Source organism: Caballeronia sp. Sq4a, assembly GCF_023170545.1.
In the GTDB taxonomy this organism is placed as follows: domain Bacteria; phylum Pseudomonadota; class Gammaproteobacteria; order Burkholderiales; family Burkholderiaceae; genus Caballeronia.
Window position 1 is genome coordinate 24,594 of sequence record NZ_CP084251.1, and the last position, 15,877, is coordinate 40,470.

At 63.4% G+C, this 15,877-nt stretch carries 12 protein-coding genes and 1 CRISPR repeat array; all 12 genes read left to right on the plus strand.

All coding sequences use genetic code 11. The annotated features are described in order from the left end of the window. The first annotated feature begins 7 nt into the window (after positions 1 to 7). The 12 genes from LDZ24_RS14155 to cas6e all read left to right on the plus strand — a co-directional run bounded on the left by LDZ24_RS14155 (position 8) and on the right by cas6e (position 15,590). Positions 8 to 1,252, plus strand: a complete 1,245-nt coding sequence (locus LDZ24_RS14155) for a sarcosine oxidase subunit beta family protein (RefSeq protein WP_175940837.1) — start codon at positions 8 to 10, stop codon at positions 1,250 to 1,252. Positions 1,253 to 1,265: 13 nt separating this feature from the next. After that, on the plus strand, positions 1,266 to 1,565 hold the full coding sequence (locus LDZ24_RS14160) for a sarcosine oxidase subunit delta (RefSeq protein ID WP_248322872.1): 300 nt from the start codon (positions 1,266 to 1,268) through the stop codon (positions 1,563 to 1,565). Beyond that, entirely contained in the window at positions 1,562 to 4,564 is a 3,003-nt protein-coding gene (locus tag LDZ24_RS14165; RefSeq protein WP_248322873.1) for a sarcosine oxidase subunit alpha family protein, read from the plus strand. Before LDZ24_RS14160 ends, LDZ24_RS14165 begins: the two co-directional genes overlap by 4 nt. Next, positions 4,554 to 5,219: a sarcosine oxidase subunit gamma gene (locus tag LDZ24_RS14170; protein ID WP_248322874.1), complete on the plus strand. Its 666-nt coding sequence runs from the start codon at positions 4,554 to 4,556 to the stop codon at positions 5,217 to 5,219. Before LDZ24_RS14165 ends, LDZ24_RS14170 begins: the two co-directional genes overlap by 11 nt. Continuing rightward, entirely contained in the window at positions 5,216 to 5,644 is a 429-nt protein-coding gene (locus LDZ24_RS14175) for a dihydroneopterin aldolase (RefSeq protein WP_248322875.1), read from the plus strand. The genes LDZ24_RS14170 and LDZ24_RS14175 overlap by 4 nt, the downstream gene beginning before the upstream one ends. Further along, entirely contained in the window at positions 5,641 to 5,904 is a 264-nt protein-coding gene (locus LDZ24_RS14180) for a hypothetical protein (RefSeq protein ID WP_248322876.1), read from the plus strand. The genes LDZ24_RS14175 and LDZ24_RS14180 overlap by 4 nt, the downstream gene beginning before the upstream one ends. A gap of 7 nt (positions 5,905 to 5,911) precedes the next feature. Continuing rightward, a CRISPR array of direct repeats spans positions 5,912 to 7,632; the repeat unit is 27 nt; unit sequence GGCCTATCTCCGCGTACGCGGAGGAAC. 333 nt (positions 7,633 to 7,965) lie between these two features. Further along, positions 7,966 to 10,605, plus strand: a complete 2,640-nt coding sequence (gene cas3 / locus LDZ24_RS14185) for a CRISPR-associated helicase Cas3' (RefSeq protein WP_248322877.1) — start codon at positions 7,966 to 7,968, stop codon at positions 10,603 to 10,605. Between the two features lie 10 nt (positions 10,606 to 10,615). Beyond that, positions 10,616 to 12,229: a type I-E CRISPR-associated protein Cse1/CasA gene (locus LDZ24_RS14190; protein WP_248322878.1), complete on the plus strand. Its 1,614-nt coding sequence runs from the start codon at positions 10,616 to 10,618 to the stop codon at positions 12,227 to 12,229. 74 nt (positions 12,230 to 12,303) lie between these two features. Continuing rightward, a complete protein-coding gene (gene casB, locus LDZ24_RS14195) occupies positions 12,304 to 12,852 on the plus strand; it encodes a type I-E CRISPR-associated protein Cse2/CasB (RefSeq protein WP_248322880.1) in 549 nt (182 codons plus the stop codon). 46 nt (positions 12,853 to 12,898) lie between these two features. After that, complete coding sequence (gene cas7e / locus LDZ24_RS14200; protein WP_248322882.1) at positions 12,899 to 14,074, plus strand: type I-E CRISPR-associated protein Cas7/Cse4/CasC; 1,176 nt, start codon at positions 12,899 to 12,901, stop codon at positions 14,072 to 14,074. Positions 14,075 to 14,176: 102 nt separating this feature from the next. Next, entirely contained in the window at positions 14,177 to 14,839 is a 663-nt protein-coding gene (gene cas5e / locus LDZ24_RS14205; RefSeq protein ID WP_248322883.1) for a type I-E CRISPR-associated protein Cas5/CasD, read from the plus strand. Further along, a complete protein-coding gene (gene cas6e, locus LDZ24_RS14210) occupies positions 14,826 to 15,590 on the plus strand; it encodes a type I-E CRISPR-associated protein Cas6/Cse3/CasE (protein WP_248322884.1) in 765 nt (254 codons plus the stop codon). Before cas5e ends, cas6e begins: the two co-directional genes overlap by 14 nt. Positions 15,591 to 15,877: the final 287 nt, after the last annotated feature.

Genomic DNA, 15,877 nt, shown 5'->3' on the forward strand with positions numbered 1-15,877 from the left:
GAGACACATGAGCCGCTATTCGATATTCAGCCTGCTGCGCAACGGCATGTCGTATCACGAGAACTGGGAGCGCCAATGGCGCAGCCCGGAGCCCAAGCGCGAATACGACGTGGTGATCGTCGGCGGCGGCGGGCACGGCCTCGCGACGGCCTACTATCTGGCGAAAGAGCACGGCATTACCAATGTCGCGATTCTGGAGAAGGGCTGGATCGGCGGCGGCAATACCGCGCGCAACACGACCATCGTGCGTTCCAACTATCTGTGGGACGAATCCGCCGCGCTGTACGAGAAGGCGATGAAGCTGTGGGAAGGTCTTTCGCAAGACCTGAACTACAACGTGATGTTCAGCCAGCGCGGCGTGATGAACCTCGCGCACACGCTGCAAGACGTGCGCGATACCGAGCGCCGCGTGAACGCGAACCGGCTCAATGGCGTCGATGCCGAGTTCCTCACGCCCGCGCAGATCAAGGAGATCGAGCCGACCATCAACCTCAATAGCCGCTATCCGGTGCTGGGCGCGTCGATCCAGCGTCGCGGCGGCGTCGCGCGTCACGATGCGGTGGCCTGGGGCTTCGCGCGCGGCGCGGATCAGGCGGGCGTGGACATCATCCAGAACTGTCAGGTGGTGGGCATTCGGCGCGAGGGCAACCGCGTGACCGGCGTCGATACCACCAAAGGCCATATCAAGGCGAAGAAAGTTGCGATCGTCGCGGCCGGCAATACCACGACTCTCGCGGACATGGCGGGCGTGCGGCTGCCGCTCGAAAGCCATCCGTTGCAGGCGCTCGTGTCCGAGCCGATCAAGCCGGTGGTCAACACAGTGGTCATGTCGAACGCCGTGCACGCGTACATCAGCCAGTCCGACAAGGGCGATCTCGTGATCGGCGCGGGCGTCGATCAGTACACGGGCTTCGGGCAGCGCGGCAGCTTCCAGATCATCGAAGGCACGCTGGAAGCGATCGTCGAGATGTTCCCCGTGTTTTCGCGCGTGCGCATGAACCGCCAGTGGGGCGGCATCGTCGATGTCTCGCCGGACGCATGCCCGATCATCAGCAAGACCGACGTGAAGGGCCTCTACTTCAATTGCGGCTGGGGCACGGGCGGTTTCAAGGCGACGCCGGGTTCGGGCTGGGCGTATGCGCACACCATCGCGAAAGACGAGCCGCATCCGTTGAACGCGCCGTTCTCGCTCGACCGCTTCTATACCGGCCATCTGATTGACGAACACGGCGCGGCAGCCGTGGCGCACTGAAGGAGTACTGAACATGTTGCTGATCGAATGCCCCTGGTGCGGGCCGCGCGCCGAAAGCGAATTTTCGTGCGGCGGCGAAGCGGACATTGCGCGCCCGCTGGAAACGGAAAAGCTCACCGACAAAGAATGGGGCGATTACCTCTTCATGCGCAAGAACCCGCGCGGCGTGCATCGCGAGCAATGGATGCATGCGCAAGGCTGCCGCCGCTGGTTCAAGGCGCAGCGTGACACGGTAACCTACGAGATTCAGGGCTACGAGACGTTCGACCGTCCGCTGGCTGCGATGGACAACAAGGAGGGAGCGTCGAAATGAGCCAGAAAGACCGACTCGCCACGGGCGGGCGCATCAATCGCGCCATCGCGCTGACCTTCACGTTCAACGGCAAGACGTATCAAGGCTATCAGGGCGACACGCTCGCGTCCGCGCTGCTCGCGAATGGGCAGCACTTCGTCGCGCGTAGCTGGAAGTATCACCGGCCGCGCGGCATCGTGACGGCGGGCGTGGAAGAACCGAATGCGGTCGTGCAGCTCGAAAAGGGCGCTTATACGGTGCCGAACGCGCGCGCGACCGAAGTGGAGCTGTATCAGGGACTCGTCGCGGAGAGCGTGAACGCGAAGCCGAACATCGAGAACGATCGCATGGCGATCAATCAGAAGTTCGCGCGCTTCCTTCCGGCGGGCTTCTACTACAAGACGTTCATGTGGCCGCGCAAGCTGTGGCCGAAGTACGAGGAAGTGATTCGCGATGCGGCCGGTCTCGGCAAGGCGCCCGAGGAACGCGACGCGGACCGCTACGACAAATGCTTCGCGCATTGCGACGTGCTCGTGGTCGGCGGCGGGCCGTCGGGTCTCGCCGCGGCGTATGCGGCGGGCTTGTCCGGCGCGCGCGTGATTCTCGTCGACGATCAGCGCGAACTGGGCGGCTCGCTGCTCTCGTGTCGCGCGGAGATCGACGGCAAGCCCGCGCTGCACTGGGTGCAGAAGATCGAAGCCGAACTGCGCACGATGCCGGACGTGAAGATACTTTCGCGCAGCACGGCGTTCGGCTATCAGGACCACAATCTCGTGACGGTGACGCAGCGCCTGACCGATCACTTGCCCGTGTCGATGCGCAAGGGCACGCGCGAACTGATGTGGAAAGTGCGGGCGAAGCGCGTGATTCTCGCGACGGGCGCGCACGAGCGTCCCATCGTGTTCGGCAACAACGATCTGCCAGGCGTGATGCTGGCGTCCGCTGTATCGACGTATCTGCATCGCTATGCGGTGCTGCCGGGCCGCAACGCCGTGGTGTTCGCCAACAACGACGACGCCTATCAATGCGCGCTCGATCTCAAGGCGGCGGGCGCGCAGGTCACGGTTGTCGATCCGCGTCCGGCCGAAACGAAGGGCGCATTGCCCGCGGCCGCGCGACGCTACGGCGTGCGCGTGATGAACAACGCCGTGGTGACGGCAGCGCACGGCAAGCTGCGCGTGTCGTCGGTGGAAGTGGCTTCGTATGCGAACGGCGCGGTCGGCGCGAAGCAAGCAGACCTGCCTTGTGATCTAGTCGCGATGTCCGGTGGATGGAGCCCGGTGCTGCATCTCTTCGCGCAATCCGGCGGCAAGGCGCACTGGCACGAAGAGAAGGCATGCTTCGTCCCCGGCAAGGCGATGCAGGCGGAGACGAGCGTCGGCGCATGCGCGGGCGACTTCACGCTGGCACGCGGCATTCGCTTCGGTCTCGAAGCGGGCGCAGAAGCAGCGCGCGCAGCGGGACATATCGTGGCGCGGACGCAGCCGGTGAAGGTCGCGGAGATCGCGGAAGCGCCGATCATGCCGCTGTGGCTCGTCGGCGGACGCGAACTCGCGACGCGCGGACCGAAGCAGTTCGTCGATTTCCAGAACGACGTTTCCGCCGCCGACATTTATCTCGCCGCGCGCGAAGGTTTCGAATCGGTCGAGCACGTAAAGCGCTATACGGCGATGGGCTTCGGCACGGATCAGGGCAAGCTCGGCAACATCAACGGCATGGCGATTCTTGCGCAGGCGCTCGGCAAGACCATTCCGGAGACGGGCACCACGACGTTCCGCCCGAACTACACGCCTGTCACGTTCGGCACCTTCGCGGGCCGCGAACTGGGCGAGTTTCTCGATCCCGTGCGCAAGACGGCCATTCACGAATGGCACGTGCAGAACGGCGCGAAGTTCGAGGACGTCGGCAACTGGAAGCGCCCGTGGTACTACCCGAAGGGCGGCGAAGACATGCATGCGGCGGTCGCGCGTGAATCGCTCGCGGTGCGTCAGAGCGTCGGCATTCTCGATGCATCGACGCTCGGCAAGATCGACATCCAAGGCCCCGATGCCGCGAAGCTGCTGAACTGGGTCTACACGAACCCGTGGAGCAAACTGGAAGTCGGCAAATGCCGCTATGGCCTGATGCTCGACGAGAACGGCATGATCTTCGACGACGGCGTGACCGTGCGCCTCGCCGAACATCATTACATGATGACGACGACCACCGGCGGCGCGGCGCGCGTGCTCACGTGGCTCGAACGCTGGCTGCAAACCGAATGGCCCGACATGCGCGTGCGGCTCGCATCGGTGACGGACCATTGGGCGACGTTCGCCGTGGTCGGACCGAATAGCCGCAAGGTGCTGCAAAAGGTGTGTCAGGACATCGACTTCGCCAACGCCGCGTTCCCGTTCATGAGCTATCGCGATGGCACGGTGGCGGGTGCATCGGCGCGTGTCATGCGCATCAGCTTCTCGGGCGAACTGGCCTACGAAGTGAACGTGCCGGCGAACGTGGGCCGCGCGGTGTGGGAAGCCATCATGGAAGCGGGCGCGGAGTTCGACATCACGCCGTACGGCACCGAAACGATGCACGTGCTGCGCGCGGAGAAGGGCTACATCATCGTCGGACAAGATACCGATGGCTCGATGACGCCGTTCGACCTCGGCATGGGCGGCCTCGTCGCGAAGTCGAAGGACTTTATCGGCAAGCGCTCGCTCACGCGCTCGGATACCGCGAAGGCGGGACGCAAGCAGTTCGTCGGCTTGCTCACGGACGATCCTTCGTTCGTGCTGCCGGAGGGATCGCAGATCGTCGCGGGTCCGTTCCAGGGCGATACCGCGCCGATGCTCGGTCACGTGACGTCCAGCTATTACAGCCCTGTTTTGAAGCGTTCGATTGCGTTGGCCGTGGTGAAGGGCGGGCTCGACAAGATCGGCGAAACCGTCACGATTCCGCTTGCGAGCGGCAAGCAGATCAACGCGAAAATCACCAGTTCGGTGTTCTACGACAGCGAAGGAGCACGTCAACATGTGGAATGAAACCAAAGGTTCCTCGAACGTTGTGGATCGCATGACGGTCGGGCAGAGCAGCCTCGGCCCGACGTGGCAGGAGTCGCCGCTCGTGGGCGCGGATGCGCTGATGAAGGCGCATCATGCGGGCGCATCGAAGGCGTTTCGCTTGACTGAGCGTCCGTTCCTGCAACTCGTGAACGTGCGCGGCGATACACGCGATTCCGCGTTCATGCGCGCGGCGGAAAGCGTGATCGGCTGCGCGCCGCCTTCGATGCCGAACACCATCGCGAAGGGCAACGGCTACGACATGCTGTGGCTCGGGCCGGACGAATGGCTCGTGGTGTCCGAGGCGCAGCACGATGCATCGCGCGCGGCGCCGCTCGAAGCGCGACTGCGCGATGCCTTCGCGGGCGCGTTCGCATCGGCGGTGGATATCGGCAGCGGTTATACGGTGCTCGATATCGATGGTCCTCGCACGCGCGATGTGCTTTCGCGCGGCTGTCCGCTCGATTTGCATCCGAAGGTCTTCGGCGCGGGACAGTGTGCGCAGAGCCACTACTTCAAGGCGTCGATCACGCTGGTGCCGCTGGGCGGCGATCGCTTCGAAATCATCGTGCGTCGCAGCTTCGCGGATTACTTCGTGAAGATCATGCTCGATGCGGCCGAGCCGCTGCTCGCATGAAGCCGTACGAGCCGTTGCATGCGGGCGGACAAGGATGGCGCGTCATCGTCGATGAACTCGTCGTGATGACGCGCGTCGGGCTCTATGAGCACGAGCATCGCGCGCCGCAGGCTTTATCCATCGATGCGAGCCTGCGGTATCGCGGCATGCCTCGCGAAGACGAGCTGATCGATTACGAGGCGTGGTGCAATCGCGTGACGGCGTATCTGCAAGAGAAGACGCATACGCGCTTGCTCGAAACGCTTGCGGTGGAAATTGCCGCGTTATCGTTCGATGCATGGCCGGCGCTCGATGCGCTGACGCTCGCGCTCTCCAAGCCGAAGATTCGCGAGGGCACTCGAAGGCTCGCGCTGGAACTCGACTGGCGGCGCGCGGATTACGATGCGTGGCGTGCGCAGCAGGCGTTGGCTGTATCGAGCGCATGAACGCATCGCGCGATGCGGCGGCGCGGCTTTCTGAACGCGCTTGCAAAGAGCATGATGCGCAGGCGGCGCTGGCGTTGCTTGATCGGAGTATCGCGTTGGGGCATCGGCGGATTGCGCTGATTCGGTATTTGCACGCGCAGTATCTCGGTGCGGCGCTGGAGGGGCGGCATCATGTGTATGTTGAGGAGATTGCTTCGAGGTTGAGTGGGGAGGCGTTGGTGGGGGTGGTGAAGGCGGCGCGGGGGAGGTTGGGGGGGTGAGGGGTTCGTGTTGTCTCCGTGTGGGCGGAGGAAGCGCGAGAGCGAGAGCGAGAGCGTGTGCGGTCGATCTCCGCTTATGCGGAGGAACCAACGGCACTGCATAGATCGTAATGCCGATGTAGGGACTATCTCCGCATACGCGGAGGAACCACGATGTCGGCGCGTAGGCCGTCCATCCAGTAGGGCCTATTTCCGCATACGCGGAGGAACCTTTGTAGTCGAAGCCGCTCTCGTACAGCGAAGGCCTATCTTCGCGTACGCGGAGGAACCGAACTCTGGAAGGAGGACATGTACCTTCGCCGGGGCCTACTCCGCGTACGCGGAGGAACTGCGCCTCAGGACCCGGCGTAAGCATCGCCCATGGGCCTATCTCCGCGTGCGCGGAGGAACCAGCGCGGTAACAGGTCGTAGCGGATAGATTGCGGGCCTATCTCCGCGTACGCGGAGGAACTTCGATCGCATACCCATAGGCGTCGAGATACAGGGGCCTATCTCCGCGTACGCAGAGGAACCACGATGTCGGCGCGTAGGACATCCAGTAGGGCCTATCTCCGCGTACGCGGAGGAGCCGGCGGCGGTGCGCCAAAAGCGTCGATGAGTGAAGGCCTATCTCCGCGTACGCGGAGGAACCGCACACGAAAAAGAAAACGCTGAGAACGGTACGGGCCTATCTCCGCATACGCAGAGGAACCAGAAATTGCTGCACTGATTACGGCGGGCTGCGGGGCCTATCTCCGCGTACGCGGAGGAACCCTAGAGACGTCAAAAAATCACGAGCTCAAAGGCGGCCTATCTCCGCGTACGCGGAGGAACCGTCCGCGGTAACCGGCTCACTGCGTTCCTGTTGGGCCTATCTCCGCGTACGCGGAGGAACCGGCTCATGAGCTGGCGGACAGCCGTATAGCTGAGGCCTATCTCCGCGTACGCGGAGGAACCGCAGTACCTGGAAGCTTCATCTGGGACGCCGAGGGCCTATCTCCGCGTACGCGGAGGAACCCGCGGGGATGATGATTGCGGCGGACGCGGAAGAGGCCTATCTCCGCGTACGCGGAGGAACCCCTGTCCCAGCCAGTCGCCTCAAGAATCGCCGCGGCCTATCTCCGCGTACGCGGAGGAACCTCGATGGCCGTCGATGCGTCGAAGCCGAGAATGGGCCTATCTCCGCGTACGCGGAGGAACCTCGGCCTCAATCTGCGTGATCCTGTCGGACTTGGGCCTATCTCCGCGTACGCGGAGGAACCTCTTCCCGTGCTTCCTCGTACCGGTACGCGTAGGGCCTATCTCCGCGTACGCGGAGGAACCCACCGGCTTATCGCTCGGCGCAGCAGGCGATGCGGCCTATCTCCGCGTACGCGGAGGAACCAAGCTTGACGCGATTGAAGGACGGATGGCTGAGGGCCTATCTCCGCCTACGCGGAGGAACCGCGCGGTTCATCGCCGCGCGGCCGCGCTTTACGGGCCTATCTCCGCGTACGCGGAGGAACCTGCATCGTCATTCAGTACACGGATGACGTCTCGGGCCTATCTCCGCGTACGCGGAGGAACCACGTGCCGACGTATCGTGCAAAGTTTGCCACGCGGCCTATCTCCGCGTACGCGGAGGAACCGATTCCACCATGTAGTCGGACACTTGATCCGGGGGCCTATCTCCGCGTACGCGGAGGAACCTGTTGTGGGAGCTGCGCTATACGTCCTCACTGCGGCCTATCTCCGCGTACGCAGAGGAACCCCTCCCGCCTAACTCAATGATGTTAAAGAACAAACCGCATATCCGATGTTTGGGATTCGCGCCTCTGCGCGCGAGTATGGTGAGTCGACAATCCGTTGTCAAATGCGGTCGTTGAGCGCCGTTTGCATGTGCGGCGGACGGCCTCGCCCGTCCGAATGCAGCTATCGAAAGCAATGGAGCAATGAGGCAACGGCTCACATCGCTGCTTCCTTGCATCGATGAACTTTGACACTTGAAGAAGTTTTATCCTCGCGTCGTCGATGCTAACCTAAGCATTCCGAACAAATCGCTGTAAGGGATATAAGGCACGACGAGGACCACAGCAGGCAATCATGGAACCGCAAGCGCATCCGCTAGAGGCGTGGGGAAAACTGAGCCGCGACGCCGCCGACTGCATCGGCGAACGCAGCATGCACCCGCTGTACGACCACATGCTGGACGTCGCCGCCTGCTTTCTAACCGCGCTAAAAGAAGGCACGCGTTTGCGCAACGCCTTCGACACCGTGGCGGGTCGAGTCTTGAGCGAGCAAGACATCGAGCGGCTCGCGGTCTTCGCCTGCCTCCATGATCTAGGCAAGGCGAACAGCGGCTTCCAGGCAAAGCGTTGGAAAGGCAAGGCGCCGGCTGGCTGGCCATCGCCCGCGGGTCATGGCGTCGAAGCATTCTTGCTGTTTCGCGACGACGACCTCGCTTCGTGCTTGCCGCTCGAATCCATCAAAACGTGGAGTCCGGACGCGGAGTCGTTGCTGCTGGCGAGCCTTTCGCATCACGGCCGTCCATTGCCGGCTCCGAACGGTCAAGACCCGATCATCTGGAAGCCGGTGCGAGACCGCGCAGGCTCCGTTATCTATAGTCCCAAAGAAGCAATACGAAAAATCGGCGAGCAGTTGCAGCGAGACTTTCCCCGCGCGTTGGAGCCCGATGGCGAATCGCTGCCGTCGACTCCGGCGTTCGTTCATCTTTTCGCGGGCGTCATGCAGTTCGCGGATTGGCTCGGATCACATCCCGGCTTTTTTCCCTACAGCGAGCCGGGCACACGCCGGACGCGAGCGGAGGCCGAAGAACGCGCGACACGTGCTATATCGACAATCGGCCTCGATGCGTGCGCCGCGCGCATCGAACTCCTGCAACGCCCTCTCTCGTTCGAGTCCGCATTCGAGGGCAAAGCGCCGAGGCCCGTGCAAGCCGCGCTTGGCGACAGTGACCTCGGACCGTTGCTCATCCTCGAATCGGAGACGGGTAGCGGCAAGACGGAAGCCGCGCTATGGCGCTTCGTCCGGGTCTTAGCCGAGCATAAGGTTGATTCGCTGTACTTCGCGCTGCCGACGCGCGTCGCCGCTCCACAGGTCTACGAGCGCGTGCTGAAGTTCGTGCGTTGTCTATGGCCGCTCGATGCGCCTGTTGTCGTTCGCGCGCTTCCGGGCTATGAAAGCGCCGACGGCAGCGACAAGATCGCGCTGCCGGACTTCATCGTGCAATGGTCCGATCACCCCGACGACGCGAGAGCCGCGACCCGCTGGGCAGCGGAATCGCCGAAGCGTTTTCTGGCGGCCACCATCGCGGTCGGCACCATCGACCAGGTTCTGCTCGCCGGCCTCATGGTCCGTCACGCGCACATGCGTCATGCCTTGCTGAGCCGTTCGTTGCTGGTCGTCGACGAGGTGCATGCGTCGGACATCTATATGTCGGAACTGCTGGAGCAGGTGTTGAGCGCGCACGTTGGCACGGGCGGCCATGCATTGCTGTTGTCGGCGACGCTCGGTTCCAGGCAGCGCACGCGCTTTCAGCAGATCGCGCAGCGGTCGGCGGCGGCGCTCGCTTTGCCGAGCGTGGAGCAAGCCTGCGCGTTGCCTTATCCCGCGCTGACTGACGCCGCCAAAATCCGTGGCTTGACGGCCAGTGGCGCGTCCAAGACCGTCCACTGGTCCACGCTCGACGCAATGGATGACCACGAGCGCATCGCGCGTTTGGCGATCGATGCAGCGAGCCGCGGCGCACGCGTGCTGATCGTTCGTAACACGGTCCCGTCGGCCGTCGCGACGCAGCAAGCCATCGAGAGTCTCATCGACGGTTCGGGCGATCGAGAAATACTGTTCGACCTTAATGGCGTCGTCACGCTGCATCACAGCCGGTTCAGCCGCCAGGACCGTCCGCTGCTCGATGCAGCGGTGGAATCGCGCCTCGGCAAGATACGCGCGGCGCTAAAGGGCTGCATCGTGGTCGGCACGCAGACGCTCGAGCAGAGCCTCGATATCGACGCCGATCTGCTCATCACCGACATTTGCCCGATGGATGTGCTGCTGCAACGCATTGGCCGTCTGCATCGGCACCAGCGAGATGCGCTAGAGCGGCCCGAAGGCTTCAGGGACGCGCACGCGTGGGTCCTGACACCAGCCGGCAATTCGTTCGAAATGTATCTCCACAAGCCCCGCAATGGACTCGGGCGATCGAAGAACGGCGGCGGCGTGTACCCCGATCTGAGCATGATCGAAGCCACCCGACGACTCATCGAAGAAGCGCCGTGCCGCGTGATTCCTCGCGATAACCGTCTTCTGGTCGAGCGCGCGACGCACCCCGACTGTTTGCTTGCAATTCAAAGCGAACTCGGACCCGAGTGGGAGAAGCTCGGTCAACAACTGGAAGGCGGACAAGGGGCCGAGCGGTCTCTTGCCCGCATGCATGCGCTCGACTACAAGACGCCATTCCTCGACCTTCTGTTTCCGGACGATGAGCGACGGCTGACGACACGGCTCGGCATGGAAGACCGCTTGGTCGAATTCGATCCACCCGTGCCCGGTCCGTTCGGCGTCGCTGTGCAGCGTCTCGCGCTGCGTCATCACATGCTGGACGACGACGTCGATGCAGACGCGAAACCCTCCGGCATTGAGCTTATTGAGCACGGCTTCGAATTCACGCTTGGCACCAACGTGTTCCGCTATGGCCGCTACGGCGTCGAGCGAGTGAACGCGTAACGCATGGACGATGACTGACATGACCCTTCACCATCGCTTGCTCGACGACCACCTGCTGCGCTATCGCGATGCTTCGGGTCACGCGCACAATGCCACGCTGCCCGATCTGTTCGTCGCGATGACGGCCGATACCGTCCGCGACTTCCCTGCGCTGCGGCCGCATCAACGGCATCCGTGGCATGCGTTCTTAACACAACTGGCGGCGATCGCGTTGCACGCAGCGGGGCGATCGGAGCCGTTCGAAACAGCGGACGATTGGCGGACGGCGCTTCTCGCTTTGACGCCGGACGATCCGGATGGCGCGGCGTTTTCGCTCGTTGCGCCTGACGACCGTCCCGCGTTTTTGCAAGCGCCTTGCACGCCAGGGGAATCGCACACGTGGAAGAAAGCGCCGCTTGTGACGCCCGACGCATTGGACATGCTGGTGACTTCGCGCAATCACGACGTGAAAGCCGCGCGCATGGCCAACGCGCAGCCGGAGGACTGGGTGTACGCGCTCGTGAGTTTGCAGACGCAAGAGGGCGTCATGGGCGCCGGCAACTACGGCATCTCGCGCATGAACGGCGGTCTGTCCAGCCGGCCGGCTTTCGGGGCCGTTCCCCAAGGACTCTGGGGCAAGCGGTGGCAGCGAGACACGCGGCGGCTGCTCCAGCATCGTCAGAAGATCGTCGACGAGATCGGGCTCAAGGAGACCAACGGACTCGCGCTGGTCTGGACGAAGCCCTGGGACGGCGTTAGCAGTCTTTCGTTCGGCGAACTCGATCCGTTCTATATCGAAGTGTGCCGCCGCGTGCGCCTGGACTCGGCGAATGGCAAGCTCTTCGCGCTCACGACGAGTAGCAAGACCACGCGCATCGCGGCAAAAGACCGCCTGGGCGCAACGGGCGATGCGTGGACGCCCGTCGCCGTCGCGGGTGGCGAAGCGTTGTCCATCACGGCTCGGGGTTTCGATTACAAGCTGATGAGCAAGCTCGCGTTCAAAGGCGACTACGCCGAGACGATCACTCGCAAGATAACGCGCGATGACGGCGAGAAGGGCATCGTGCTGCTTGCTCAAGCTGTCGCGCGGGGGCAGGGAAAGACAGAGGGCTATCACGAACGACGCATGCCCATATCCCGGAGTATGCGCGAGGCGTTCCTGAACGGCCGCATCGATGAACTCGCCCACGCCGCCGACAGGCGTATCAGCGTGATCGGCGATATGCGCACGGTGCTTTGGAGTGCGCTGTGCGCTCTGTTTGGCAACGGGGACGACACCGCTGCCGACAACGCGAAGGACAAGGCGAGTCGCTTTGCGAAGTCATTCGAGCAGGCCGAAGACCGTCGCTTCTTTGACGACCTGATCTTGGAAATCGATGGCAACACGTCTGAAGAACGGCAACTCGCGCACAAGCAATGGCTCGGCGAACTGGCGGATCGCGCGGAACAGCTGCTGACTCGCGCGTTCGTCGCGGGGCCGCGTGCGAGTACGCGGCGATACCGTGCGCAGAGCACAGCGCTCTCGCGGTTTCGCGTCAGTATCCATTCAAAGAAGGAACTGCAGACCATGGCGCGTGTGTTGAAGCAACGTTCGCAAGCGCGCAAGGCGGCTATGGAATCGGATATGCAAGGACGTGCCATATGAAGTCGACAGATACATCGGCCGGAGCACCGGAACAGTCTGCGGGGCAAGCTGCCGTACAAACTGCGACGCCCAGCATGAGCTACCAAATAGAAGCCATCGCTGCATTTCTGAAAGACGCCGGCGAGGGAGTCAAGGCATCGAAGAACGACCGCGTGGCGCTCGCGCGTCTCGACCCGGAAGCCGAGGAACTCACCACCGCGCAAATCGCCGCGCTCACCCACGCGGCAGAGCGCGCGAAGCTGGACACCATTCACTGGAGTCTCGACCGATGGCGCCGATGGGCGTTCATCGCATACGGCATCGCGCTTGCCGGGCACGATCGGGGCGCGGAGAGCGGCGGCATCGGCGCAAATTTTGGCCGACAACTCGCGACGGCCGGTGTGTCGGAGGCACGCGTGACGCGGCTGCTCGACGCGCGCGGAACGGTGTTCTTCCAGTTGCTGCGCCGTGTTCTTCGCTTGTTGGCGAGCAAAAGCGTGAAACCGAACTGGGTACAACTCGCGAGGCTCGTCCTGAACGAAGGCGCGCGCGATGACAAGGGACGGCGCATCGCTGAGAAGACGCGCCGCGATATCGCGCATGCGTTCTTCTCTGCAGGACCGAGCGAGTCGCGGCACGATTGAAGACGAGAAGGCTGGCAACAACGTTCGACAAGTCTAGGATAACGAAATGACGTATCCGCGCTTTATTCAGATTCACACGCTGCACAGCTATTCCGCCGCCTTGCTCAACCGCGACGATTCCGGCATGGCCAAGCGGCTGCCTATGGGCGATGCCATTCGCACGCGCATTTCATCGCAGTGTCTAAAGCGACACTGGCGCGTTGCGGAAGACCGTCATGCGCTTTCGACGCTCGGCGTTCCGATGGCCGTCCGTTCTCGGGAAACGCTCGCGCTGGTCCGCGACGAGTTGGTCAGGAACGGCGTCTCGGAAGCCTTGGCTCAGACAGCCGTCGAAGCGTTGCGCTTCGGCGGTCTTCTGGACAAGGCCGGCAAAGTCCGCAAAGGAGACGAAGCAGTCAAGACAGGCCAGGCGGTGCTGCTTGGCACGGCGGAGATCAAGTACCTGGTCGAACGTTGCACGGCCCTTGCGCGCGAGCATCAGGATGAAGACGGCCTCAAGGCGGCAGTCGCGGCTTTCCTGAAGAACGAGTCCGCCAATATTGTCGCGCTCAAGCACGGCAGCGGTCTCGAATCGGCGTTGTTCGGACGCATGGTGACGTCCGACGTGCTCGCTCAGCGCGATGCCGCTGTGTACGTCGCGCATGCGTTCACGGTCCACGAGGCGCAGGTGGAGAACGACTACTTCACGGTTGTCGACGACCTTCTTCGGGAAGCGGGCGAGCAAGGCTCCGCCGGCATCTTCGATACCGAACTGGCATCGGGCCTCTATTACGGTTACGTCGTCGTGGATGTTCCGCAACTGGTGGCGAATCTGGAAGGCATCGCCGCCAGCGAGTGCTTCAATGCATCGCCGGACCGGCGCGAGCTTGCCGCACAGGTCGTGCATCACCTGTTACATTTGATCGCTACCGTCAGCCCCGGCGCGAAACGCGGATCGACCGCTCCTTTCGGCTATGCGAATCTCATGCTGGTCGAGACGGGAGATTGGCAGCCGCGCAGCCTGAGCGCGGCCTTCGAAACCGCGTTGCCGTTGAGGGGCCATGACATACGCAACGCCGCTGTCGATCGCATCGCGCAAGAGTTGAAGAAGCACGATGCCGCATACGGCGCGCTGGACCGAGGCTTTGTCGCTCTCAATCCCGCCGATATCCCGAACGCCAAGCACTATTCGCTGGATAAGCTCGCGAATTGGGTGCAGACGCGCATCGTCAAGGGCGCATGAGATGCGGCGTCACATGTTGATGCGCCTGCGTGCGCCGCTCGTCGCGTTCGGAGGCGAGGCAATGACAGGTACGGCGTGATCCGCGATTTACCGGCGCTATCGATGGTTACCGGGCTGATCGCGAACGCACTCGGCTGGGACCGCGGCGAATGCGACAAACATGATCGCCTTCAGACGCGTCTCGTGATGGGAACGCGGCTGGACAATTCCGGCGAGCGGCTCTGCGACTTTCAGACGGCGCAGATCTCGAGGAAAGATAGCGGCTGGACGTGGCGAGGCATTCCCGAGTCGCGCGATGGCGGCGAGGATACGTACAAAAGCCCGCATCTGCGATACCGCGATTATCACGCCGGCCTCGATGCGCTCGTCGCATTGCGGCTCGAACCCGCCGACGAGTCGCCCACGCTCGCCGACATTGCCCGCGCGCTCGACCGGCCGCAGCGTCCGCTTTTTATCGGACGCAAGCCATGCTTGCCGTCCACGCGCGTGTTCGCGGGTTTCATCGACGCCGAGCATGTGCTCGATGCGTTGCTGCGCGCCCCCTTGCCTTCAGGCGCGCCCGATGACGCCTTCCGCATGCAATGGCCGAAAGACGAAGGCACGATGCCGGAGGCAAAGACAGAGGCGCTCGACGTCTGCGACGAGCGCAATTGGACGAGCGGCGTGCATGGCGGATGGCGTCCCGTTCTGGAAATGAGCGCGAAGCGGGCATCGTTCGTCGAACATCCATCGATATCGCCGGAATTCTCGTATGACCGCGCTTAATCTCATTCACTGTCAGCCTGATCCGCAGAAGTTCGGGCTGTGGGCATCGCGGCATGGCGTGCTGCCGTCCGGCGGCGATCTCGGCTACGCATTGCATGCGGCGCTGCACGCAGTCTTCGGTCCGCTCGCGCCCAAGCCTTTCTATTACCGTGACGCTCGCGCCGGGCTGATCGCCTATTCCCCGCACTCGCCCCAAGCGTTGCGCGAGGCGAGCGCGCTCTGCGCCGCGCCCGAACTGGCGGATGCGCTCGGCCTCGATGCAGGCCCGCGTAGCGCAGGCCTCAACATCCGCGCTTTTCCGACGCAATGGCAACCAGGGCGCGTGCTGGGCTTCGAAGTGCGCGTGCGGCCCACCCGACGCCGCGAGCGCGCCGACGAGAAAAGAGTCCGCGAACGCGATGCGTTCCTTGTCGCGTGCTCGCAAAGACCCGAAGACGACGATCTGCGACGCGAGGCCGTCTACGCCGAATGGCTCAACGAACAGTTCCGATCGACCGGAGCGGCCAGGGTGGTCGAAGCTCGCATGACGCGATTTCAGCTCACGCCGGTGCTTCGTCGCACGCAAGTCGTATCCGGCGACCACACGCCTCGGCAGTCACGTTCCATCGACGGCCCCGATGCGGTGTTCACCGGACACTTGCGCGTCGAAGAGTCGGATGCCTTCGCTCGGCTGCTTGCGCGCGGCGTCGGACGGCATCGGGCTTTCGGGTTCGGCATGCTGGTGCTGAAGCCCGCCTCTATCGACGGTTGATCGCACAGGCGCCACGTGCTGAAGGGGCGGCTCCCGCTCGACACGTCGCGCGTGCCGCATGGGGATCGTCACGGGCTGCTGTGGCTGGAGCGCGGCGAACTGAGCGTCATCGATGGATGCCTGCATTTCACGAGCGGCCAATACGTTGATCAGATTCCGCATCAGTCGGTATCCATGATTTTGCTCGGCCCGGGCGGCAGCGTGACGCACGACGCACTGCGTTTGCTCGCGCGCCACGGCACCCTGCTTGCCGCAGTCGGCACGAGCGGGATGCGCAGTTACACCCG

Bases quoted from the DNA above. Each gene is read 5' to 3' on its own strand.
- LDZ24_RS14155 (WP_175940837.1), top strand. From the start codon at position 8: ATGAGCCGCTATTCGATATTCAGCCTGCTGCGCAACGGCATGTCGTAT.
- LDZ24_RS14160 (WP_248322872.1), top strand. From the start codon at position 1,266: ATGTTGCTGATCGAATGCCCCTGGTGCGGGCCGCGCGCCGAAAGCGAA.
- LDZ24_RS14165 (WP_248322873.1), top strand. From the start codon at position 1,562: ATGAGCCAGAAAGACCGACTCGCCACGGGCGGGCGCATCAATCGCGCC.
- LDZ24_RS14170 (WP_248322874.1), top strand. From the start codon at position 4,554: ATGTGGAATGAAACCAAAGGTTCCTCGAACGTTGTGGATCGCATGACG.
- LDZ24_RS14175 (WP_248322875.1), top strand. From the start codon at position 5,216: ATGAAGCCGTACGAGCCGTTGCATGCGGGCGGACAAGGATGGCGCGTC.
- LDZ24_RS14180 (WP_248322876.1), top strand. From the start codon at position 5,641: ATGAACGCATCGCGCGATGCGGCGGCGCGGCTTTCTGAACGCGCTTGC.
- cas3 (WP_248322877.1), top strand. From the start codon at position 7,966: ATGGAACCGCAAGCGCATCCGCTAGAGGCGTGGGGAAAACTGAGCCGC.
- LDZ24_RS14190 (WP_248322878.1), top strand. From the start codon at position 10,616: ATGACTGACATGACCCTTCACCATCGCTTGCTCGACGACCACCTGCTG.
- casB (WP_248322880.1), top strand. From the start codon at position 12,304: ATGAGCTACCAAATAGAAGCCATCGCTGCATTTCTGAAAGACGCCGGC.
- cas7e (WP_248322882.1), top strand. From the start codon at position 12,899: ATGACGTATCCGCGCTTTATTCAGATTCACACGCTGCACAGCTATTCC.
- cas5e (WP_248322883.1), top strand. From the start codon at position 14,177: ATGGTTACCGGGCTGATCGCGAACGCACTCGGCTGGGACCGCGGCGAA.
- cas6e (WP_248322884.1), top strand. From the start codon at position 14,826: ATGACCGCGCTTAATCTCATTCACTGTCAGCCTGATCCGCAGAAGTTC.